This is a genomic window from Neobacillus sp. PS3-12 (assembly GCF_030915385.1).
In the GTDB taxonomy this organism is placed as follows: domain Bacteria; phylum Bacillota; class Bacilli; order Bacillales; family Cytobacillaceae; genus JAEVLT01.
On sequence record NZ_CP133268.1, the window covers coordinates 779,396 to 801,209 of the forward strand.

Below are 21,814 nucleotides of genomic sequence, written 5' to 3' on the forward strand. Positions count from 1 at the left end.
TAATTATGTATGTTTGTACGAATTGTCATTTCTATTATAGACCATTGAGAAGAAAATAAAAAAGCTCTCCCGTTTAGGAGAGCCCTTAAATTTTCGGAAATTAGATGTCGCATTAATAACGTTCTGTAAGCCATGTTCTGTGCCTATGTACTGCAAACGACTAATGTCTCGTACAAAGGCGGTAATCATCTATCTACAGATTCAGGAAGAATCTGTCCTTCTCCTTGTTGAATTCCTCAGAGAAGGTGCCCCTACCATCATTTGGGTTTCTCGCTCGTGGGGTTTACCCGTTCCACCCTTTCCATTTCTAGAAAGGCAATCGTCACTGTGGCACTTTTATAGGTATTCATACCATATCCAGATGGACTTAGGTATTTTCCCAGCCGTCAGCCTAATGCGAGGCTGCCCTAGCTTATCGTTTCACTAGGCACGAACACTACGAGCATCTCAGCTCGTGCGAGCATGGACTTTCCTCTGCTGCGTAAAGCAACAGCGATTACCCGAACGTAATTAATGAGTACAGTTACTATTATATGTAATATCCAAATTACAAGCAATGTATTCTTTCTGGAAATTTTGGTGCAAATAGTTAATCGTACAGTTTGTTACCAAAAACATGTTTTTCAAGGTTTGACAATCGTTTTAGTATATCAAAATTCGTGGTTCCTGCAGGCTGTGCTGCTGGCTGCCTCCTAGAAGTCTCCTCTAATTGTTTTCTTAACCGAAGGTTTTCTTGTTGGAGATCTTCAATTTCCTGATGGAAGGTTTCATAATCTTTTATCACTAGATCTAAAAATTTATCCACATCTTCTTGCTTATAACCACGCACACCTGTTTTAAATTCTTTTTCTAAAATATCCTTTGCAGTTAATTTCACTTTGTCAGAAAGCATTTAAAATCACCTCATGTATAGCCAATCATTACCTCTTATTTTTTCAAAAATAAGCGTTTTTGTCAATTTTTCTTTTAAACATCATTTATTTCAGGATAAGTTTGACTATATTCATCCTCTTCAACAATGGATTGTAAGTCAGTAAACGTAATTAAATGAATCGGATAGGAATGGTTATTTTGATACTGTTTAGCCATTTCATAGAGATACTTGGGGCTCCCTTCTTTTTCATGATCGTAAACAAGCAGGAGCGCATCGCTTTTTTCGATAAAAAATTGATTTTTCAAACGAAATTGCCAAGGTTTTTCGTAAGGCTTCCTTGAGACAGAATCAATAAAATCAGCCCCAGCCAGAATGGATTCGTACCATTCCTGGTTCTGTTCATTCCATTTTGCTTCCTGTTCCAAAAAAGGAGAAATGACAGCCAGCTTTAGATTCGGGTAAGTCATTTGCATCTCGAAAATAACCTCTGCTGCCCATAATTCTATCCCCAATTGGCCTGATATTAACACCCATTCCAAACCTTCCTCAACCATTGGAGATAATTCCTTTTTTATTGCTTTTTTGATATAGCTAACAGAAGGATGGTCTTTTTGAAAAATCCCCAATTCATATGCTTTGTAACCCGAAACTACTAGAACTTTCGTCAAAATTTGTCCCCCTTTTGAAAAATTTCTTCTAAATGGACAAACCTTTTTGCATCTATTGCATATTATATCGTAAGAAAAGAAAAACAAGGGCTATGAGCCCTTGTTAGAAAATTACATCCAAGGTCCTGCTCCAAAGCCTGGTCCAACAGGTCCTGCTCCAAAACCTGGTCCAGCAGGTCCTGGCATCATTCCTGGGCCAACTGGTCCTGACATCATTCCTGGACCACAGCAGTTGAAATGTTGGTTGCATGTTTCATTGCAGCATGATTCAGTATGCGTACAGAAATGTTTATGCTGGAACATATGGTGGTTAACTGTTGTTGTATGTGATGGGTGAATATGTGGTACCACCGTCGTTGAGAAGGTGTGATTCACATTATGAACAGTAGGATGAATGATAGGCGGTGTTACATTTGTTCCAAGATACATATTAAGCTCCCCTTTCCATTATTCTGTTTACATTAACAGCCTATGTTGGAAGGGATAATCTTGTACTAATGAAAATACCTATTTTTAAAGAATCGCATAAAAGCTATCTTTTAAACTTGTAAACATAACAGCAGTCAAACAAATAACAACAAAAAATAAAAAGAAAATTGCCTTGTACATCATGCACTCTCCATTATTAATATCATAGCGAATTTTACTGAACACAGTTAACAATTTTACTATCTTCGACTACGATAAACAACATGGAATTCCTGTTTTTTTCGTGCTTTTTTATGAAATTTTTGTTACAAAAAAATTAATAATGTAAACAGATTAACTAAATGGCTGTCAAATGGGGTTTTATTGGGATTTTTCTATTTTCTGCTCTAGTCTTCTCAGCCTTTTTTCCATATCCTGTAACGATAGGTTTACCTTTATGATGTTAGATTTCTTTACGTACACCATTGCTTTTAAACAATATTGTATCGCTAACTTATAATTTTTTTGTTTATGTTCCAATATTTTTGCTGCCTCAATGCTTGCTTCTATACTTAATTCACCTATTCCAATATCCGCAACCTCAATAAATAAATGCAATGCCCTCTCCCAAACTTGTGTTTTTTTCAATTGATAGGCCAATGCTAACTTAGCTTGAAAGGATGTTAAATCCGATCCTTCCGCAAGTGTTTTCATTACCTTTTTGGCTTCACTCTGTTCTCCCAGGGAGGCATACCAGCGTCCTACCTCATATGACTCCACTCTCGTCTGTAACTGATCCTTTCCACACAATTGCAAAGTAAGATGGGTATACAAAGTTATTAGTGAGAGAATATCCACTTCATTATGTTTTAGGATTCCTAACATTCCATCAGGCTGCTTACTTTCAATAAAATCAAAGTAGATCATTGGTGCTAAAAATCCAGGAATATCATCTACCCTTTCTATTCCTAAAATTTCCTTTTCCACAACTGCCAGCTTTAATCTTTCGAGTTTATGCTTCCAAAGTCTTCTGGAAGCATGATATAAGTCGAAATGGCCAAAAGCCGGGAGCTGGGGAACATGATCCCTGACAAGGGTGTGCCTCGTTTTTACTTGAGGCCAGTCAAAGGATTTTCCGTTGTAGGTTACGAGTGTTCGATAATTTATCTTTTCTAAAAAACTTTGATATAAAGGAACCTCGGCACCTGGATTGGGAAGAATGTGCTGTCTTAAAATCAAATTCTCCCCTCGTACGCTCGCATATCCAAGCAGAAAAATAGTATTCCCTACACCGCCACCCAGACCAGTAGTTTCCGTATCAAAGAAAAATAATTCCTCTGGTTTAAATCCAGCGGCCGATAACGGATGATTAATATTACTTTTATTCCAAATATTAATGGCCTCTAGAAAGTCTTTAAATCGATAATGACCATGTTGAAAGGATAGAGGATAACTAACTTCACGAATTAAGCAGTAATCTTGATCAAAAAAATAAGGATAAACATTTTCTTTTTCCCATTGCTCCCGGAAAGGAACATCGATTGTTTTCGATTCTTCTTTGACGATGTTGTGTTTTCCATTTTCAATCGACAGATGCGGTTTCAGCCGAGATAACTTATTTTTTAGGGACATTACTTCACACCCTTAAACCTTTTCCATTTTTCAAAAAAGAATTAATAATACTTAATGTATCCTTTTTCGCAGTGTCACCAATTGTTTCTGCCCCGATGCAGGAAGGGCAGCCGTGTTCACAATGGCATCTTTCGATCATTTTTTTTGCATCTGCTAATACTAAATTGATCTCTCCAAAAATCTTTTCGCTCAAGCCTATACCACCTGGGTAGCGATCATAAAAGAAAATCGTTGGTTTTTCATTATGATCCGCTTTTACCTGTGGAACAACATGAATATCCTGAGGGTCTGACATCACAAATAATGGGGCAATTGATTCTAATGCATGTGCAGCACCTACGAGTCCTTGTTCCAACCGATCATGCCCCAATTCATCTAATGATTTATTCAAAGAAATCCAGGCAGCGTTTGAGTGGAGTTCCTCTTCTGGAAGATGAATTGGCCCAGAACCAATATTTTCATGTGTTTCAAATTTTATTTTTTTAAAAATGGTTGCCATGGCCCGGACACTAACGTCTCCATATCCTACTTCGATGTCATCGCCTTCAGTTAATTTGTCGACTTCCAATACTTTCAATTGGACAGCAAGATTAGCATCAGTATAATAATCGACAGCCACTTCGCGGACAAAAGCCTTTTTTTCTTCCCAATCAAGTTTTTCAACTTGGAATTGTATTCCTTGATGCAAATAAATGGCTTCGTCATGAAGCAAGGTCATCGCAGAAAAACGGTCCATTTCACCGATTACTCTTACATTTGCAATATCAGTTTGATCAATAATCACAACATTCTCTTGAGAAGCAGACCTTAAACTTATATTGTGTGCAGGGAACGAATCATTCATCCAATACCATTTGTCACCATTCTGATAAAGGACCCGTTCTTCAGTTAAATACTCCAGCAGTTCTTCTGTTCCCACATCTCCAAAAAGCTCCCCCTTTTTAAACGGAAGCTCGTAGGCAGCACATTTCATATGATCGATCAAGATAATAAGATTATCGGGGTTGATTCTTGCTGTTTCAGGACTTTTGTTAAAAAAATAATCAGGATTTTGGATCACATATTGATCAAGAGGACTGGAGCTAGCCACCATAATCACCAGGGCTTCTCCATGCCTTCTGCCCGCTCTTCCAGCCTGCTGCCAGGCACTGGAAATCGTCCCTGGGTATCCTGTCATGATACAAACCTGCAGTTGTCCAATATCTACACCAAGTTCAAGGGCATTTGTACTTACCACCCCGTAAATTTCACCGGAGCGAAGACCCTTTTCAATTTTTCTTCTTTCGGTCGGAAGGTAACCACCGCGGTAGCCCATAATCGACTTTCTTCCTAATTGATTCTTCACCAATTCTTGAAGATAAGTTAATATTATTTCTACCCTTACTCTGCTTCTTGCAAATACAATGGTCTGGATTTTATTTTTCAGCAGTTCTCCCGCAAGTTTTCTAACCTCGAGTGTTGCACTTTTTCTTATATTTAAAGGCTTATTCACAATCGGCGGATTATAAAATAAAAAATGCTTTCGGCCGCTTGGAGCACCATTATTATCAATTAAATGCATTTCTTCTCCTGTTAAAGCTTCCGCAAGTTCAAGCGGGTTAGCAATGGTTGCTGATGTACAAATAAAAACTGGATTGCTGCCATAGTACTTACAAATTCTTTTTAGTCGGCGAATCACATTAGCCACATGACTTCCGAATACTCCTCTATACGTATGAAGTTCATCAATAACGACAAACTTTAAATTTTCAAACAAGGAAACCCATTTCGTATGATGTGGAAGAATTGCCGAGTGGAGCATATCTGGATTGGTTATGACTACATGTCCCGCTTTTCTAACCTTTTGACGGATATTTGCCGAGTATCTCCGTCATACGTGTAACTATTTATATTCATTCCTGCTGCTTGAATCATTTCATTTATTTCACTTTTCTGATCCTGAGCCAAGGCCTTTGTCGGAAAAATATAAAGCGCTCTTGATTCTGGATTTAAAAGGATGTTTTGAATCACCGGAAGGTTATAACAAAGGGTCTTTCCCGAGGCAGTGGGTGTTACTGCAACAATACTTTTCCTCTCTGAAACGGTGTCATAAGCGGTTTTCTGATGGGTGTAAAGCTCAGTAATCCCTCTTTGCTGTAAGCTTTCCCGCAAGAGAGGATGTAAATCCTCTGGAAGATTTATAGTTTGAGGGGACTTTTCCTCGAGAGTTCGCCAGCAAACTATATTTTCTTTAAACTCATTATTTAATTTTAAATCAGCTAAAATAGATTGTAAGCTTTTTTTCCCAAGCATTTTATTCACCTCAATATATTCATTTTATCGAATAAATGTTGACGAAAAAAGAATAAAGTGATTTTTTTTCAATTATTTTTCATGGTAATTTTTTTGTAATACATATTTAATTCCAAAAATATTTCATTGCTTATTTTCTTTGATAAAATAAAATAGAGATTGATGATTGCGAGATATGAGGTGTTACGATGAAAATAGAAGAAGTTAAGCGAGTATTAGGGGAATTTTCCCTCTTTCGGGTTTTAAATGATAATGAATTAAGCAAGGTTGCTGATATTGCTATTACTCGTGAAATGAAAAAACATAGTCATGTATTCTTACAAGGCGACCCGCTTGAAAATGTTTATTTTATTTATGATGGTAAAATCAAGATTTATAAAACCGATACAAACGGAAAAGAACAAATTGTTTCTATTCTAAAAAAAGGTGAAATGTTTCCACATGTTGGCTTTTTCAGAAAAGGAGATTACCCGGCATTTGCCGAAGTATTAGAAGCTTCTACTCTTATTACTGTTCCAATTTCACAGTTTGAAAATGTGCTAATTGAAAACCCAGAGTTATGCATTAAGGTTTTTAACGTACTTGGTGAAAAAATTGTTGACCTGCAAAATAGGCTTGAGGAACAAATATTAAATAATACATATGAACAAATTATCAAACTGCTCATTCGCCTTGCCAAAAACCATGGTAAAGACCTCAAGGATGGTTCCATTCTTTTAAAAGCAGAATTTACCAACAAAGATCTAGCCAATATGATTGGGACTACAAGAGAGACCATCAGCCGAACACTGACAAAAATGAAAAAAGATGATCTAATCATTGAAGATAAAGATGGGAATCTAATTTTAAACCCCAACATCCTCTTAAACGAGATCATTTAAAGAAAAACCGCAGAAATAATTTTCTGCGGTTTTTGTTTTTATTATGATAATGCAAGCATTTCTTTCATGTCTTCTTGAGCAGTGCCAATTAACTTCAAGTTAAATGTTTCTTGAAGAACGTTTAACACACCTTCTGAAATAAACTCAGGTGGTTTTGGTCCAATTCTGATATCTTTAATTCCTAAGCTGAATAGACCTAAAAGAATAGCAACGGCTTTTTGTTCAAACCAAGAAAGAACAATACTTACTGGAAGTTCATTAATTTCACATTCAAAAGCGTCGGCGAGTGCTTTCGCAATTTTCACTGTAGAACCAGAGTTATTACATTGGCCTAAATCAATATAACGTGGAATATCTGTTCCAGGTACTGTACCATAATCAACATCATTAAAGCGGAATTTTCCGCATGATGTTGTTAAAATAACTGTCTCAGGAGGCAGCGATGTTGCTAGCTCACGATAATATTCTCCGCCTTTTCCTGGTGCGTCACAACCCGCGATAACAAAAAATCTTTTAATTTTCCCATCTTTAACTGCGGCAATCACTTCTGGTGCCAAACCAAGTACAGTTTCATGATGGAATCCGGTCAATAATGTTTCTTCCGATTCAATGTTGGCCTCTGGAAGCTCTAAAGCTCTTTCTATTAATAGGCTAAAATCATCATTTTCTATTTTTTGAACATTTTCCAAGCCGGCTACTTCATAACTGAACATCCTATCAGCGTATGTCCCTTTAATTGGCATTACACAGTTGGTAGTAGCTAAAATTGCACCCGGGAAGTTTTCAAATAAACGACGTTGATCGTACCATGCCTTTCCGATATTCCCTTTAAGATGTGAGTATTTCTTTAATTCTGGATAACCATGTGCAGGCAGCATTTCTGAGTGAGTATAAATATTAATTCCTTTTCCCTCAGTTTGCTTTAATAATTCTTCTAAAGCAAATAGATTGTGGCCTGTTACAACAATACACTTGCCTTCAATTTTATTCTGACTTACACGAATTGGCTGCGGAATTCCAAGACGTTTTGTATGAGCCTCGTCTAGAACCTCCATAATGCGTACTGCAGATCGGCCAACCTTCATAGCCATATCAATATGCTCTTGTACATTAAAATTTGAATTGGTAAGTGTCATGTATAGTGCTTCATGAGTAGTAGTATCTACGAATGGATCAGTATATCCTAGTTGATTAGCGTGGGTACGATATGCAGCAATTCCTTTAAGACCAAAAATAATCGTATCCTGTAAGCTTGCGATTGTTTCGTCTTTTCCACAGACGCCAATTACTTTGCAACCGCCTGTTGGAGTTTGTTCACATTGATAACAAAACATTTAATTTCCCCGCTTTCCCTGTAATTTACTGTTTTAGCATACAAAGCTAATCACAACTTTAGTGTGATTTAGATCACATTGTTCAGAATTGTCACAATTCATCCAAAAAGTTATGACAAAATTTCGAACGAAATAAAATTTCAATACATATGATAATGTGTGAATTTCCGCTAAGAGAGGGGTATGACTTATGTCAAATATGCATCCTGGTGATCCAAACAATAATAATAAAAATAAACCTGAGCCGCCTTTGGGTGAGTTAATAAAATCTATGCAACACTTCTTCAATGAAAAGCCGATTAGAGGGTTTTTACAATCAGTGGATGATTTTTTTAAAACTCCCTTTCCCCAAGGATTGGGATTTCCTGTAGATACGACGGACAATGGCAAGGAGTATATCGTTTCAGCTGAATTACCAGGTATAAAAAGGGAGCAAATTCAATTAAACATTCAGGGGCATCTTTTAACCATTTCAATCAATAATCAGCAAATAGAATTGGAAGAAGATGAAATTCACCAAGTTTTTAAGCAAAAACATTTTCGACAATATTCTTCAAGAACGATTGCCCTTCCTCAGGCTATCGACGAAAAAAAGATTAAAGCATATTACCGAGATGGACTTCTCCAAATTCATGTCCCTCAAGAAAGAGGGAAAATTATTGATATCGAAGATTAACGACGCATTATCTTATCAAAGTAAAAAAAGACGGCTTTTTGCCGTCTTTTTTTATTTCTTCTCTTTTTGAACACCTATACTTTAAACATGCCGCCGAGACCCTTTACTAATGACGTCACTTGTGTAACTGCGTTCATCATTTGTCCTGCAGTATTCATCATTTTGTTAAAATCAACCGAGCCATCTTGTGATTTAAATGAGTTCATTAATGAATTCATTCCACCCGGTTGTTTTGGCATTATATTATGCTTAGGATATGGATTAACAAAACCATTTATTGGTGGGTGAGTAGTTTGGTAGGGATAGACCTTTTCCTGTGGTTGCAGAGGATTTTGGAAAAGAAATTGTGAATCCTTTTGCATTGAGGGTTGAACTGGATAAGTAGCTTGGTTTGTATACGGATAAAATCCTTGGTTTAATGGCTGATATTGCCCGGGATAATATGGATTTTGAGGTTGGAACGAATGCCAATCAGGGTTATGAAGTGGTGGCACAGCGTATTGTTGAGGATGTGAATAATTTCTTCCATAACTATTGTTCTCTTGCTGCATCATTTGCCCCAAGTTTCCATAATTGAAATGCTGTGTCCTTTTCCTATTTTCATACATGGGCAAACATCTCCTCCGTTATTCATCATTACACTTTATGTTCCAATTCTCAAAATGTGATTCAAAAAAGCAAAGCATGATTTCCATAATCCATCACTGCCTATTTTTCTCCATTAGGAAAAAGAAACAAAATCAATCCTTTAAAATTAGAAAAGCATTGTCATTTAATAGCATAAACTGTCGGAAGTCTCAATTTTTTAAAAACTAAAAAATAAGGTTTTTCATGTTATGATAGAAAAAACGATGAAGGAGGAGAACGATCTTGAACATTAGCGAATTAAAAAATAGGTTTATTCAAAGTAAGGACTTTTCTACTGATAACGTTAATCAATTATTGGATTTTGCCAAAAACGCATATATTCACAACGAGATTAACATTAAAGAGTATAGCCTTGTAATCCGCGACCTTGAGGCAAAGGGCGCAATGATTCCAGATAGTGATAATGATACCTCCCTCTTCAGACATACAAATTAACTTTCAAACAACAATGGAATCGAACAAAGTGGATAAGATCAAAGGGATTGCTGATTTTTTTAGCAATCCCTTTTCTTTTTATTTAAACACAAGTCTTCTGTACATCAATGAAACCCTAATTCAAACTTCAAACCGACAGATTGATTTTTCCCTAAAGGATACTTTGTTTTTTCACCGATGAATACTTCTTCCTGTGCCAAGTTTTTTTCCAGAAGCGAAATTCTAGTTTCGGATAAGGACAGCTTATCTTCCTCTTCACGTATTAAATCCTTGTGAAGGTCTGAAAAAGATTTTTTTAGGGTAGATTCCAACTCGGCTAATTGATCGTTCATTTCTGAAAAAACCATAAGTAATTTTTCTTTTTCGGTGATAGGCTTATTCATTTTATAGACCTCCTTAGGGTTTCTTTGATGATAAGAATTCTCTCTAATTTTTGATCTTCCTCCCACCTTGACAAAACTAGAAGTGATTCGGCAAAGAAAGTGTCAAAGCGGCATCTTAAAGGTTTATTTCGACATCATCCAAAAGTCGCATGAAACAATTTTAAATAGTGCAAGCTATTTGTGGAGGTGTTTAAGATGTCAAAAAAGAATAGACAAAACAAAAAATCAGTTCAAAAAGGACCTGAAAAAAAGACTGGTTATGGAGATAAAAAATTAGAAGGCGAAAATCGTCCAGCAGAATAATAAAATTTAAAAAGCAAGGGGCTTCCCTTGCTTTTTAAAACTTGCTCTTTATGCCAATAACTTTTTTCATCTGTAACATTAATTGTAGTTGCTCTTTTTTGGTTATATACCAATCTGTAAGGTGGATTGGGTGACGATGGTGGGTAGGAAAATGTAACCAGGTAGGTGAAACAGATCGCTTTAAACTCCAGTCTTCGTAAGTGTGAATATGATGTTTAATCACAGGAAATGTTGTCCTTAAAAAAGGGGTATCCCTTTTTGTTGGATGCAAAGTGATAAAATATTGTTCATAATCAGCTCTTGACCCTGTGTGAGGCGTTATTTCGGCAAACTCATAAAAATACGGAAACAGCCTCGGATGAAAAAGGATGTTTGCAAGACGTTTTCCTAAATTAATTCTTTTTGACAATGACCGAAACCCATTTACACTTGCACCGTATAATTCTCCCCCACAGGTTGGAAACAGAACACAACTAAAATGAAGCCAATCCTGTAATGAAAATATCATGGAGTGAAAAACCCTACTTTTATATACTGGATGTTCGATTACTGGTGTTTGGATCACATTTTGTTCATTAATAATTAAGGCAGACATTAACCGATTTCGGTCTCTTTTTTTCCAATATCGGATCCATTCTTTTTGAATAAAAGAAGATACGTGGAAATAATGAAGCAAGTAGAACATTGGGCGATTCTTTTCTATTGAATATTGATAAATTAAAAGCTGAGGAAATACATCCTGAAAAATAAGCCAATTTGCACGCTCATATGTTAGGAAGAGCTGTTTTCTTGTATTCATTTCTAAAAGATGCGGGAAGATCGACCCTTCGAGGTCACACATATTCCACCCGCCATTTCTGGATACCATACTTGCCAGGAATGACCAAGATATATCTGGATTTTTTTTAAAAAAAGTAAAATAGGCAGATGTCCTTGAAATATTATCGATATTATTTTTATTTGTTTCAATCAAAATTCGATTGATCAAGTTCTTTTCATCTTCCGAAAGATGATGCATCGTTATCATCCCTAAGTACTCATTCATTATGACAATATAGTTGCTATTTATTAAAATGTATTAATTCCTTCGTTTTATTCCTGCCAAATTCACGCAAATTTGATATGATAGGTAGTAGTTTGTGAGGTGACTTACATGAGTTTCCACTATCCCAATGGAAAACGATACATTCCTTTGGTAAGCAATTCCACGCCTAATAGGATAAAAAAAACGAATGATTCTTTTAGTAATAGGGGAATGACACTAGAGGAGGATTTAAACGAAACAAATGTATATTATCTTGAAAGAGAGCTTGCCGTTATTCATAAAAAACCAACACCTGTCCAAATTGTTCAAGTGGATTATCCAAGACGAAGTGCTGCAGTAATTAAGGAAGCTTATTTCAAACAAGCTTCAACAACGGATTATAATGGAATTTATAAAGGAAAATATATCGACTTTGAGGCAAAGGAAACGCAAAATCCTTCCTCCTTTCCACTGAAAAACTTCCATGAACACCAAATTCGACACATGGAAGCAGTCTTAAAACAAGGTGGGGTTTGTTTTGTTATTCTTAGGTTCACAGTTTATGAACAAGTATTTTTGCTTGAGGCAGAACATTTGTTGATATTTTGGGACAGAATGAAAAAAGGTGGAAGAAAGTCCATTACAAAGGCGGAAATAGACCAAGTAGCGCATTTTATACCACTTGGTTTTCGGCCGAGGATTGACTATATTAAGGTAGTAGACAAACTTTATGGTTTGAGGTAAATAGACATTTGCTTAGGTTAGAAAGGATGGAACGAAAGTATGGCCGAACAATATAATTCACGAGAGGAGCGCCGTAAACAACAACTCAATGCCCAAAAGAACAGCAAGGGAAAGAAAAAACCAGCCAGCTTGGCTAAAAAGATTATTCTATCCATTATTGCACTTGGGATCGTTGGGATGTTGAGCGGGGTTGCAGCTTTTGCCTATATAATAAAAGATGCTCCCAAACTCGACCCAAAATTATTAAAGGACCCAATCTCTTCGAAGATATTAGATAAAGATGGCAACCTAATCGCTGAAGTTGGTGCTGCCAACAGGGATTACGTTTCGTATCAAGATATACCCAAATCGGTGGAGGATGCATTTTTAGCGACCGAAGATTATCGTTTTTATCAGCATCATGGCATTGATTTTATCCGTTTGGGCGGCGCTGTCTTAGCAAATTTAACGCATGGTTTTGGAAGTGAAGGCGGCAGTACAATCACTCAGCAAGTTGTTAAAAATTCATTCCTATCACCACAAAAAACATTAAGCAGAAAAATTCAAGAAGCATGGCTTGCTTATCAGCTGGAGCAAAAGTATACAAAGCATCAAATTTTCGAAATGTATGTAAATAAAATTTACTTCTCAGAAAATAGTAATGGCGTTGCAACTGCTGCAAAAGCATATTATGGAAAAAGTTTAAAAGATGTGACGTTGCCTGAAGCTGCTATGTTAGCCGGTCTGCCACAAAGCCCAAATAATTATAATCCTTTCAAAGATGAAAATGTACCTGCTGCAACAAAAAGGCGGAATACTGTGTTAAGTTTAATGTATCAGCATGGTTATATTTCCAAAGCTAAAATGGAAAGCGCCATGAAGGTTCCTGTTCAATCAGATTTAGTTAAGGATGAGCAGCGCCAACTGAATGAAAAGCCATATGATTCATTTGTTGACGAGGTTATTGACGAAGTAAAGAAAGCTGGAGACTTTGATATATTTTCCGATGGGCTTACAATTTATACAACTGTGGATCCAAAAGCTCAATTATATGTAGATAAAATTATGAATACGAATGATGTCGTTAAATTTCCGGACGATCAATTTCAAGCGGGGATCACTTTATTAGATACAAAAACAGGTGAAATTCGCGCAATTGGTGGGGGAAGAAATCAACAGGTTAAACGAGGATTTAACTATGCTATCGATACACGAAGACAGCCAGGTTCGACAATTAAGCCTGTCCTCGATTATGGACCTGCAATTGAATATTTAAATTGGGGTACTTATCAAATGATTGATGACAAACCAATTAAATATTCCACAGGTGTCGAATTTGGAAACTGGGATAATCGCTATTTAGGTCCAATGACCATCCGAACAGCATTGCAATTATCACGTAATACGCCGGCTGTACAAACATTACAGCAGGTTGGATTAGAGAATGCTAAGAAATTCGCAATTAGCCTGGGGGTTCCATTACAAGAGATCTATGAATCATATGCAATCGGCGGTCTAGGCGGGAAAACTGTTGGGGTATCGCCGCTGGAAATGGCGGGTGCCTACAGTGCATTTGGGAACAAAGGATTTTATACTCCGCCGCATGCCATTAAAAAAATTAAACTGCGCGATGGAACAGAGATTGACACAACACCAGAAACAAAGGTGGTCATGAAAGACTCCACAGCCTTCATGATTACAGATATGATGAAGAGTGTTCTTCAATCACCGGGGACAGGTGTTGCTGCTAACATACCAGGTCTTCCAATTGCCGGGAAAACCGGTACGACCAACTATACCGATCAAGAATTACGTGACAATCATATAAGCTCGAGTAAATCAGTTCCGGATGCGTGGTTTACTGGTTATTCAACTAATTTTACAATATCCGTCTGGACGGGTTACAGTAACCGTAAAACGCCAATTCCACCAGGGGATAACCAAAAAATTGCTCAATATATTTTTAAAAACTTAATGTCCTATATATCAAAGGATGTAAGTACACCTGATTTCACGGTTCCAGCGAGTGTACAGCAGGTTAAGATTGAAAAAGGCTCAATGCCGGCGGTTTTGGCAAGTCCATATACACCAGACAGCCAAGTATCTGTTGAGTATGCTGTAAAAGGGCATGCACCAAAAACAGTTTCAACAAATTATTCAAAGATTAGTGCACCAATCAATGCATCTGCCAGCTATGATCAAGCAGGAAAACAAATTGTACTTTCTTGGAATTTCAACAACACAAGCGGTAACCCTGTACAGTATAATGTGAGTGCTTCATTGAACGGCGGAACAGCACAGAAGCTTGCAACAACTTCTGAGACAGGATTGAAGGTAGCCAATCCAACAGCTGGTGGAAAATATACCTTTACCATTACTGCGGTAAGCAATGGGCAAACGAGTGATCCAGCAACAGTTTCTATTGATATCCCTGGAACGAGTGATCAGGGCAATACGAATCAAAATCAAACTCAACCTAGTACAGGGGGAACTCCTCCTGCAACAACTCCTGGTGGCGGCACCGGTACTGGAGGAACAGGTCAAACTGGTACTACGAATTCAAACGGTGGTACAAGTACAGGTCCTACTGGTTCCACAGGTGGCAATGGAAATACCGGTAATGGAATTATTGGGGCTGGGACCACTACCCAGGGAAAAACACAATAACAAAAAAGCGTCTAGCTTCGGCTAGACGCTTTTTTGATCATAATATTTTTCGCAAATAGCTTCTCCTGCTCTATCATTAATTCACAAAGCTGAACATAGGAGTGATATAGGCTTGGTCTTGAAATAATAAATCCTACTCTTTCCTCCAGATTGACTGGCTTTATTCTAATTTCTCCAAAAACAAGCTGCTCTTTCAAAAAAACTGGTTTTCCGTTACTCCAATACAAAAATTGTAGAAATAAACCAATTGCTTTTTTCATCGCTTCTTTGATTCCATCTTTTTTTCGCTGATGATGCATTTCTTCAATAATTGGTTTAACATTAAACCATTCATCCTGGATAAGCGCTACAAACCGTTCAGGGTTTGTCCATGGTCTATTTGCTTCAATCCCATTATAGAACAAAAGTTCATAATAGAAATTTTCTCCAGTCTCTGATATTTGTTCTGGTAAATCAAGACTTATTTCTTTTTCAGAAAAAAAGAAAGGATGAAAAAGCTCTATCGGCACTTGAAGTTTTTTCATATTTTCAGACATTCCCTTTGACCTTCTCTTTCATTTTCATTCTTTTTTTTCCTTCACGACAGAGATCCAGCAATGGACATATTTCACATTGGGGGTTTTGCGCTTTACAATGATACCTTCCAAAGAAAATCAAACGGTGATGTGTGATTGACCATTCTTCTTTTGGTACCTTCTTCATTAGTGTTTTTTCAACTTCTAAAACAGAGTCTTTCCAGCGGCATATGGCTAGTCGTTTGCTTACTCTTTCAACATGGGTATCAACCGCTATAGCAGGTGTTCCAAAAGCAACCGATACAACGACATTAGCAGTCTTTCGTCCAACACCTGGAAGATTAATCATCTCATCTCGATTATTAGGAACTTGGCCGTCATACTTTTCCAAAAGGAGCCTGCAAAGACTTTGTATATTTTTAGCTTTATTGCGGTAAAGCCCTATTGATCGAATATCATTTTGTAACTCTTCAAGAGGAACATTTAAATAGTCCTCTGGTGTTTTATATTTTTTAAATAGTTCTTTTGTTACCCTATTTACAAGAGCATCTGTACATTGCGCTGAAAGTGAAACAGCAATTACTAATTCAAACGGGTTTGAATGATTTAATTCACAATGTGCATTGGGAAACATCTCCCCCATTTTATCAAGACAAAAACGGATTTGAGTATTATTCAACAAAAATATCACCTGCAAATAATAAATTAGAAACGTGCCCCAAAAGGTTCATTTCATTTCAAGTTAAACTAAAACGAGAGAACCACGTCTCTCGTTTTTGGATCTTTTATTGTTGCTCTAGCCAATTATAAAAGGGGATAGAAGGCGACGACTGTTGAGTATCGTTAACCTTTCTGTTCTGATTTTGTTTTTCACGAAACTTTCGCCCTTGATTTTTAGCTTGCTCAATTGTTTGGATTCCATTTTTCTTCCATTCAAATAATATTCTATCAATATAACGAAAATTCAACTTTCCTGACATTACAGCTTCCCGAAGAGCAGCCTTTATAATTATAGGGTCATGATGATCATCGTCCATCCACATAGCAAGTGACTCGCATTCAAATGGCGATAACGGTCTTCCAAATTCTTTTTCAAAGCATGTGTATAGGTCTGTTTCTTCAACCTGCTTACTCTGTAATTGATTATTTTTTTGATGCAGCATAAATTGATCGACCAATCTATCCCATAATGGTTCTAGTGAATATTTTTCATAACGAATTCCTTCGTTCGAATACCCTTCAATAATTTGAATTAGGCCTTGCTGGATAAGTTTTCGCAGCATATTCGTACAATCAGAGTCTGCAATTGTCATTCTTTCTGCAAGCTCCACTGGGGTAGGAAATTCATTGCCTTTTTGAATAAATGTTAGTAAATGTATGATTAAAATTAGTTCATATTCATTTAAATTTAAATTTCGGTACTCCGAAAATAATGTAATCGGAATGGTAATATTTCCTTCTTGAAGCCAAGCTAAAAGATCAGCTTTCATCATTACAACACCTCCTTTTAAGTATATCATGAACCAACATTCTCAGGTAAGGTGAAATAATAACCAGAGCTATTAACTAAAAAAGCCTGCAGAGCAGACTTTTTGTTTGAATAATTAGATAAAATAATGACTAATTCGATAAATTATTTTTTTGATAGTACAAATTCGTGGATTCTTTCTACCGCCGCCTCTAAAAGCTCTAAAGAAGTCGCATAAGAAAGACGTATATTATCTGGGGTACCAAAACCAGAACCAGGTACTACGGCAACTCTTGCCTCCACGAGCAATGCCTCTACAAACTCGTCAACATTTTTGTAGCCTGTCATTGTTGCAGCTTCCTTAACATTTGGGAACAAGTAGAACGCACCTTGTGGCTTAACACATGTAAAACCAGGGATTGATACTAATTTATCATAAATCACATTTAAGCGTTTTTCAAATGCCTGACGCATTTCTTCTACTGGTTCTTTTGGTCCTGTGTAAGCAGCAATTGTACCATATTGAGCAGAAGTTGTCGGGTTTGATGTACTATGACTGGCGAGATTCGTCATTGCTTTAATAATTTTTTCGTTTCCTGCAGCATAACCGATTCTCCAACCTGTCATTGAATGTGACTTTGAAACACCATTGATAATAATTGTTTGTTCTTTTAATTCAGGAGATATTTGGGCGATCGAAATATGTTTACTGTTTCCGTATATTAATTTCTCATAAATTTCATCAGAAACAATCAAAATATCCTTTTCAAGACAAACCTGCCCTAGCTCGGCTAGTTCATCTTGTGTATATAGCACACCAGTAGGGTTACTTGGTGAGTTAATAATCAGTGCTCTTGTCTTATCAGTAATGGCTTCTTTTAATTGCTGGGCTGTAATTTTAAATTGGTTGCTTTCAAATCCTTCTACATATACTGGTTTTCCACCAGCTAGTTTCACTTGTTCAGGATAACTTACCCAATATGGTGTTGGGATAATTACCTCGTCCCCGTCGTTTAGGATTACTTGAAATAATGTATAAAGAGCATGTTTTGCTCCGTTAGCGACAATAATTTCACCAGGCTTATATTCAATGCCCTGGTCCTCTTGAAATTTTTGAATAATTGCCTTTTTAAGTGCTGGCAATCCAGCAGATGGAGTGTATTTTGTATGGCCCTCAATCATTGATTTATATGCTGCTTCAATTATATATTGAGGAGTATTGAAATCTGGTTCACCTGCACCTAAACCAATAACGTCAACACCTTGCTCTTTCAATTCTTTAGCCTTTGCAGTAATGGCCAACGTGGTGGATGGGGTTAATGACAACACCCTGTTTGCTAACTTGAGTTCCATTTTTATTTCCTCCATTCTCAAATAAAACTATAGATTTTCAATTTTTTTAAGCCATTCACCAGTTTGAAAATGTATATAATAATAATTTATTAAATTATTATCGGAAAGATAATATATTTCCCAAAATGGAATCATTTTTTCCATTCCTAAACGAACGGAAATAATCTTTTTGGGATTTTTTGTTTCCTCCAGTTTTTTGATTGCCTGTTCTTTGGAAAGGCCGCTCTTAGCTTTTAGAACTACTACTTGTTTCGTTTTTAAAGGGATCCAAGTAATGATCTTTTCACCTTTTTTACTTTTCCCTTCAATCACGTAGACTGTTTCATTTCCATTGTAAATATGGAAATTGTCAATCTTGCTAAACTGTACTTTTTTTTCCGCTATGGCCACCGCTTTTTCTTGAGCAGCTTTAACAGGTGAAAGTGCCCGTAAATAAACGCTAATAAAAATCCCGGACACAACTAAAATCATTGATATTAATATAATAATCCACTTTTTCATTTTTCTCACATCACTATGTACGAATAATCTTATTTTTCCTATGTTTTGACTAAAATAATCTACTAACTCATTATAACAGCTGAAAACAATTTGGCTACCCAAAGACATTGATTTATCAAACTTGTTATCCTTGGGTAGCCTTTTAATTTAGCTCTAAAAATATTTATATCCATTGGTGGATATACTCAACAAGTTGATCGATTGCTCCATTCCTTATTCGAATATCAGGAATCGATTGCAGAAAAGCCTTTCCATACTTGGTAGATATAATCCTTTTATCAAATACAACAATTATTCCCCTATCTTTTTCCGTTCGAATTAATCTTCCAAATCCTTGTTTAAATCTTAAAACAGCTTCAGGTAATGAAAAATCTGAAAAAGGATTTCCACCATGACTTTTAACATATTCACATTTTGCCTCTGTAAACGGATCATCCGGAGGGCTAAAAGGAAGCCGTACGATAACCAGACAAGTTAAATCCTCTCCAGGAATATCGACTCCTTCCCAGAAACTGCTTGTACCTAATAATATCGCCTTTTCATAGCGCTGAAAATTTCTGGTTAGTCTTGTTTGACTGCCACTGGTAATTCCTTGGGCAATAATTGCAAAATCGCTCAAAAATCCACTTTCTTTAATCAATTCATATGTCTTTTTAAGCATTTCATGAGAAGTAAATAGGAGAAGCATTCTCCCTTTTGTTGCTTCGGCAATGGTAATAATATGTTCCGTTATTGCGATCACATAATCATCTACTGAAACCGACTTTATTTCTGGCAAATCATCAGGAATGAGCATTTCAACCTGATCACGATAATTAAATGGGGATGGAATGATTAATTCACTGCTGGAAATGTCAGTCAATCCCATTTCCTTTCTAATAAATCGAAAAGAATGATTTACGGTTAAGGTCGCAGAAGTTATCACAACACTTTTTTTCTTTTGAAAAAAATCATTTTGTAGATACTCCGCAACTGATGCAGGCTGCCCTGTTATCGATGTTATATTTTGTGGAGCGCGTAAGTCTGTTTCCACCCATTTCACATCATTCGAGACTAAGATAATTAGATTTTTGATGTTTTCCTTTAATTCTGCCATTTCATCCAGAACAGCATATATCTCTTCAACTAAAACCTTTTGATCACTCTTGAGCACGGGAATGTCCTTTTTTAAGACAGTTAATCTTTCATTAAGGGCATTGTGAACATCGCCAAGCAAAAAAACAAATCTTTCCGCACTATGGTTCAAAGCAGTTAGTTCTTTACTAAAGAATTGTTGATTTAATCTCACCCTTACACGGTGTATATTTTGTTTACTCAACGAATTCTTTTGAGCATAAAAAGATGATAGTTTAAAAAACTCATCCATTTCATAAATTAAATCATTTATTAATTGATTTAATTCAAATGTATGGGTCTTACTCTCAATATTCCCTCTTACATTTTCGATTAATTTTTCAAGCAGATAAAAAAGCTGTTTTTGCTCATAACTCCCTATCTGGCCGAGCAGCAAGCGCACTGACATATAATCTAAAGATTGTCCTAAAAATTGGGCTGCTGCTTTTTCAAAATGATGTCCTTCATCAAGAATGACATAATTATATGGTGGTAAAAGTGAATTTTTAGCTTTAAGGTCAGAAAGTAATAAAGAATGGTTCGTTATAATGATGTCAGCATTCTCAGCATTGCTTTTTGCCCGATAGTAAAAATCCTTTTCTCGCCAAGATTCCTTTTGTCCCAGGGAAATTTGTTCACTTTTAATTTTATTCCAAAAAATTTGTCCGCCGCTCGATAAATTTAATTCATCCTTGTCACCTGTTTCTGTTTCCAGGAGCCAGACAAGAATCTGCATTTTTGTTAAAGTTGTATCATAATTATCTTCTTCATCCGTTAATATTTGATAAAACTTTTCTAAACTCAGATAATGTTCTTTTCCCTTTAATAGAACAACTTTTATTGTAAAAGGCGCTAATTTTGATAGTAATGGAACTTCCTTCCGAATAAGCTGCTCTTGTAGTTGGATGGTATAAGTACTGATAATAATTTGTTGTCCAGTTTGCTTGGAAAAATAGGCAGCGGGTAATAAATATCCAATAGATTTTCCAACACCCGTTCCTGCCTCGATCAAGCAATGTTTTTCAGTTTGAAAAGCCTCGTATACCCCATCCATCATTTCAAACTGGCCTTTTCTCATATTAAATGAGGGAAATACTTCTTTTAATTTTTCTGCTTTTTTATGGTGCCCCGCAGGATATTCATTATCATGATTTCGAATTATTTCATTTAATGCAGGCTGCCACTTCCTGATTCCAAGACCATTAATAATCTCAATCGATTCAGGTAAGTTTTCAAACTCTTTATTTTTAGCTACTAATAGCTCCTCGAATAACTGCTGCAGGTCACTTTTCAACCCGCCTGAAAGCTGGACAAGCTGATTTAACGTTTTTCTTGGAAGCTTTGACGCTCTCTCTAAAAATATCAGTAATAATTCTGCTGTTACTTGTGCATCACTATCGGCTTGATGGGGACGATCATGTTGAAGATTTTCTTGTATGGCTAAATCGGAAAGTTTATACCCATCCGCTGTTGGATAAAGAATCCTAGCCAGCTCTACAGTATCCACTATGGATCCAAAAAATCCTTCATAGCCCGCCTGGATTAATTCTTCTTGAAGAAAAGATAAATCAAATAATACATTATGGGCAACAAAATAAGCATCCTCTAATAATGACATTACCTTCGGAGCAATTTCGATGAAATTGGGTGCATTTTTCACCATCTCATCATTTAAACCTGTTAATTCTTCTATAAAAATCGGTATGGGCTGATTTGGATTGATAAGGGACGAAAACGTTTCAGTTATTTGGCCATTTTCAATAACAACCGCTGCAAATTGAATAATTTTATCACCTTTTTTTGGTGAGTTTCCTGTCGTTTCCAAATCCACCACGACAAATTTAGTTAACATTCGATAAACACCTAACCTTTATATGAAAAAGGTATCATAAATTAGGTAAAAGAGAAAGATTACC

The 21,814-nt window shown here is 36.4% G+C and carries 20 protein-coding genes, 1 other RNA gene and 1 pseudogene; 5 read left to right on the forward strand and 17 right to left on the reverse strand.

Translation table 11 applies throughout. The annotated features are described in order from the left end of the window. Positions 1-121: 121 nt before the first annotated feature. The 7 genes and pseudogenes from rnpB to RCG17_RS28240 all read right to left on the reverse strand — a co-directional run. Positions 122-508: RNase P RNA component class B (gene rnpB, locus RCG17_RS04010), an RNA gene on the reverse strand. 81 nt (positions 509-589) lie between these two features. Next, the gene (gene gpsB, locus RCG17_RS04015; protein WP_308173979.1) at positions 590-892 is read right to left on the reverse strand and encodes a cell division regulator GpsB; all 303 of its coding nucleotides are present in this window, start codon (positions 890-892) and stop codon (positions 590-592) included. A gap of 74 nt (positions 893-966) precedes the next feature. Then, positions 967-1,542, reverse strand: coding sequence for an SLOG family protein (locus RCG17_RS04020; RefSeq protein WP_308173980.1), 576 nt, complete (start codon positions 1,540-1,542; stop codon positions 967-969). Between the two features lie 111 nt (positions 1,543-1,653). Then, positions 1,654-1,971, reverse strand: coding sequence for a spore coat protein (locus RCG17_RS04025; RefSeq protein ID WP_308173981.1), 318 nt, complete (start codon positions 1,969-1,971; stop codon positions 1,654-1,656). Between the two features lie 360 nt (positions 1,972-2,331). Beyond that, the gene (locus tag RCG17_RS04035; protein ID WP_308173983.1) at positions 2,332-3,582 is read right to left on the reverse strand and encodes a ribonuclease H-like domain-containing protein; all 1,251 of its coding nucleotides are present in this window, start codon (positions 3,580-3,582) and stop codon (positions 2,332-2,334) included. 4 nt (positions 3,583-3,586) lie between these two features. Continuing rightward, positions 3,587-5,143, reverse strand: coding sequence for a DEAD/DEAH box helicase (locus tag RCG17_RS04040; protein ID WP_374120942.1), 1,557 nt, complete (start codon positions 5,141-5,143; stop codon positions 3,587-3,589). Positions 5,144-5,236: 93 nt separating this feature from the next. Continuing rightward, positions 5,237-5,874: pseudogene (locus RCG17_RS28240) on the reverse strand (DEAD/DEAH box helicase); the annotation flags it as partial. A gap of 188 nt (positions 5,875-6,062) precedes the next feature. Between RCG17_RS28240 and RCG17_RS04045 the strand changes: the two are divergent. After that, entirely contained in the window at positions 6,063-6,755 is a 693-nt protein-coding gene (locus RCG17_RS04045; RefSeq protein ID WP_308173984.1) for a Crp/Fnr family transcriptional regulator, read from the forward strand. Between the two features lie 41 nt (positions 6,756-6,796). Here the strand turns inward: RCG17_RS04045 and hcp are convergent, their stop codons facing one another. Beyond that, positions 6,797-8,089 (reverse strand): hydroxylamine reductase, encoded by a 1,293-nt coding sequence (gene hcp, locus RCG17_RS04050; RefSeq protein ID WP_308173985.1) that lies wholly within the window; start codon positions 8,087-8,089, stop codon positions 6,797-6,799. A gap of 190 nt (positions 8,090-8,279) precedes the next feature. Here hcp and RCG17_RS04055 point away from each other — a divergent pair, with 190 nt between their 5' ends. Then, complete coding sequence (locus RCG17_RS04055; RefSeq protein WP_308173986.1) at positions 8,280-8,765, forward strand: Hsp20/alpha crystallin family protein; 486 nt, start codon at positions 8,280-8,282, stop codon at positions 8,763-8,765. Between the two features lie 74 nt (positions 8,766-8,839). On the opposite strand, the gene RCG17_RS04060 is transcribed toward RCG17_RS04055, so the two are convergent. Further along, entirely contained in the window at positions 8,840-9,373 is a 534-nt protein-coding gene (locus tag RCG17_RS04060) for a YppG family protein (RefSeq protein ID WP_308173987.1), read from the reverse strand. A gap of 262 nt (positions 9,374-9,635) precedes the next feature. Here RCG17_RS04060 and yppF point away from each other — a divergent pair, with 262 nt between their 5' ends. Beyond that, complete coding sequence (gene yppF / locus RCG17_RS04065) at positions 9,636-9,848, forward strand: YppF family protein (RefSeq protein WP_308173988.1); 213 nt, start codon at positions 9,636-9,638, stop codon at positions 9,846-9,848. A gap of 104 nt (positions 9,849-9,952) precedes the next feature. Here the strand turns inward: yppF and RCG17_RS04070 are convergent, their stop codons facing one another. Next, positions 9,953-10,231, reverse strand: coding sequence for a hypothetical protein (locus RCG17_RS04070; protein WP_308173989.1), 279 nt, complete (start codon positions 10,229-10,231; stop codon positions 9,953-9,955). Between the two features lie 337 nt (positions 10,232-10,568). After that, a complete protein-coding gene (locus RCG17_RS04075; RefSeq protein WP_308173990.1) occupies positions 10,569-11,552 on the reverse strand; it encodes a DUF2515 domain-containing protein in 984 nt (327 codons plus the stop codon). Positions 11,553-11,687: 135 nt separating this feature from the next. On the opposite strand from RCG17_RS04075, the gene recU reads away from it, so the two are divergent. Continuing rightward, positions 11,688-12,302 carry a Holliday junction resolvase RecU gene (gene recU / locus RCG17_RS04080; RefSeq protein WP_308173991.1) on the forward strand — a complete coding sequence of 205 codons (615 nt, stop codon included), beginning with the start codon at positions 11,688-11,690 and terminating at the stop codon, positions 12,300-12,302. Between the two features lie 39 nt (positions 12,303-12,341). Further along, positions 12,342-14,948 carry a transglycosylase domain-containing protein gene (locus RCG17_RS04085; RefSeq protein ID WP_308173992.1) on the forward strand — a complete coding sequence of 869 codons (2,607 nt, stop codon included), beginning with the start codon at positions 12,342-12,344 and terminating at the stop codon, positions 14,946-14,948. Positions 14,949-14,959: 11 nt separating this feature from the next. On the opposite strand, the gene RCG17_RS04090 is transcribed toward RCG17_RS04085, so the two are convergent. The 6 genes from RCG17_RS04090 to dinG all read right to left on the reverse strand — a co-directional run bounded on the left by RCG17_RS04090 (position 14,960) and on the right by dinG (position 21,750). Beyond that, positions 14,960-15,484 carry a YpoC family protein gene (locus RCG17_RS04090; protein WP_308173993.1) on the reverse strand — a complete coding sequence of 175 codons (525 nt, stop codon included), beginning with the start codon at positions 15,482-15,484 and terminating at the stop codon, positions 14,960-14,962. Continuing rightward, positions 15,477-16,145: an endonuclease III gene (gene nth, locus RCG17_RS04095; protein ID WP_308173994.1), complete on the reverse strand. Its 669-nt coding sequence runs from the start codon at positions 16,143-16,145 to the stop codon at positions 15,477-15,479. Before nth ends, RCG17_RS04090 begins: the two co-directional genes overlap by 8 nt. A 103-nt stretch (positions 16,146-16,248) precedes the next feature. Beyond that, positions 16,249-16,956: a DnaD domain-containing protein gene (locus RCG17_RS04100; protein ID WP_374120895.1), complete on the reverse strand. Its 708-nt coding sequence runs from the start codon at positions 16,954-16,956 to the stop codon at positions 16,249-16,251. A gap of 140 nt (positions 16,957-17,096) precedes the next feature. Continuing rightward, positions 17,097-18,284 carry a pyridoxal phosphate-dependent aminotransferase gene (locus RCG17_RS04105; protein ID WP_308173995.1) on the reverse strand — a complete coding sequence of 396 codons (1,188 nt, stop codon included), beginning with the start codon at positions 18,282-18,284 and terminating at the stop codon, positions 17,097-17,099. 27 nt (positions 18,285-18,311) lie between these two features. Beyond that, on the reverse strand, positions 18,312-18,785 hold the full coding sequence (locus tag RCG17_RS04110; RefSeq protein WP_308173996.1) for a cell wall elongation regulator TseB-like domain-containing protein: 474 nt from the start codon (positions 18,783-18,785) through the stop codon (positions 18,312-18,314). A 163-nt stretch (positions 18,786-18,948) separates the two neighbouring features. Then, complete coding sequence (dinG, locus tag RCG17_RS04115; protein ID WP_308173997.1) at positions 18,949-21,750, reverse strand: ATP-dependent DNA helicase DinG; 2,802 nt, start codon at positions 21,748-21,750, stop codon at positions 18,949-18,951. Between the last annotated feature and the right edge of the window lie 64 nt (positions 21,751-21,814).

Coding starts and splice junctions, on each gene's coding strand:
- gpsB (WP_308173979.1), bottom strand. CDS start 892: ATGCTTTCTGACAAAGTGAAATTAACTGCAAAGGATATTTTAGAAAAA.
- RCG17_RS04025 (WP_308173981.1), bottom strand. CDS start 1,971: ATGTATCTTGGAACAAATGTAACACCGCCTATCATTCATCCTACTGTT.
- RCG17_RS04035 (WP_308173983.1), bottom strand. CDS start 3,582: ATGTCCCTAAAAAATAAGTTATCTCGGCTGAAACCGCATCTGTCGATT.
- RCG17_RS04040 (WP_374120942.1), bottom strand. CDS start 5,143: ATGCATTTAATTGATAATAATGGTGCTCCAAGCGGCCGAAAGCATTTT.
- RCG17_RS04045 (WP_308173984.1), top strand. CDS start 6,063: ATGAAAATAGAAGAAGTTAAGCGAGTATTAGGGGAATTTTCCCTCTTT.
- hcp (WP_308173985.1), bottom strand. CDS start 8,089: ATGTTTTGTTATCAATGTGAACAAACTCCAACAGGCGGTTGCAAAGTA.
- RCG17_RS04055 (WP_308173986.1), top strand. CDS start 8,280: ATGTCAAATATGCATCCTGGTGATCCAAACAATAATAATAAAAATAAA.
- RCG17_RS04060 (WP_308173987.1), bottom strand. CDS start 9,373: ATGTATGAAAATAGGAAAAGGACACAGCATTTCAATTATGGAAACTTG.
- RCG17_RS04070 (WP_308173989.1), bottom strand. CDS start 10,231: ATGAATAAGCCTATCACCGAAAAAGAAAAATTACTTATGGTTTTTTCA.
- RCG17_RS04075 (WP_308173990.1), bottom strand. CDS start 11,552: ATGCATCATCTTTCGGAAGATGAAAAGAACTTGATCAATCGAATTTTG.
- recU (WP_308173991.1), top strand. CDS start 11,688: ATGAGTTTCCACTATCCCAATGGAAAACGATACATTCCTTTGGTAAGC.
- RCG17_RS04085 (WP_308173992.1), top strand. CDS start 12,342: ATGGCCGAACAATATAATTCACGAGAGGAGCGCCGTAAACAACAACTC.
- RCG17_RS04090 (WP_308173993.1), bottom strand. CDS start 15,484: ATGTCTGAAAATATGAAAAAACTTCAAGTGCCGATAGAGCTTTTTCAT.
- RCG17_RS04100 (WP_374120895.1), bottom strand. CDS start 16,956: ATGATGAAAGCTGATCTTTTAGCTTGGCTTCAAGAAGGAAATATTACC.
- RCG17_RS04105 (WP_308173995.1), bottom strand. CDS start 18,284: ATGGAACTCAAGTTAGCAAACAGGGTGTTGTCATTAACCCCATCCACC.
- RCG17_RS04110 (WP_308173996.1), bottom strand. CDS start 18,785: ATGAAAAAGTGGATTATTATATTAATATCAATGATTTTAGTTGTGTCC.
- dinG (WP_308173997.1), bottom strand. CDS start 21,750: ATGTTAACTAAATTTGTCGTGGTGGATTTGGAAACGACAGGAAACTCA.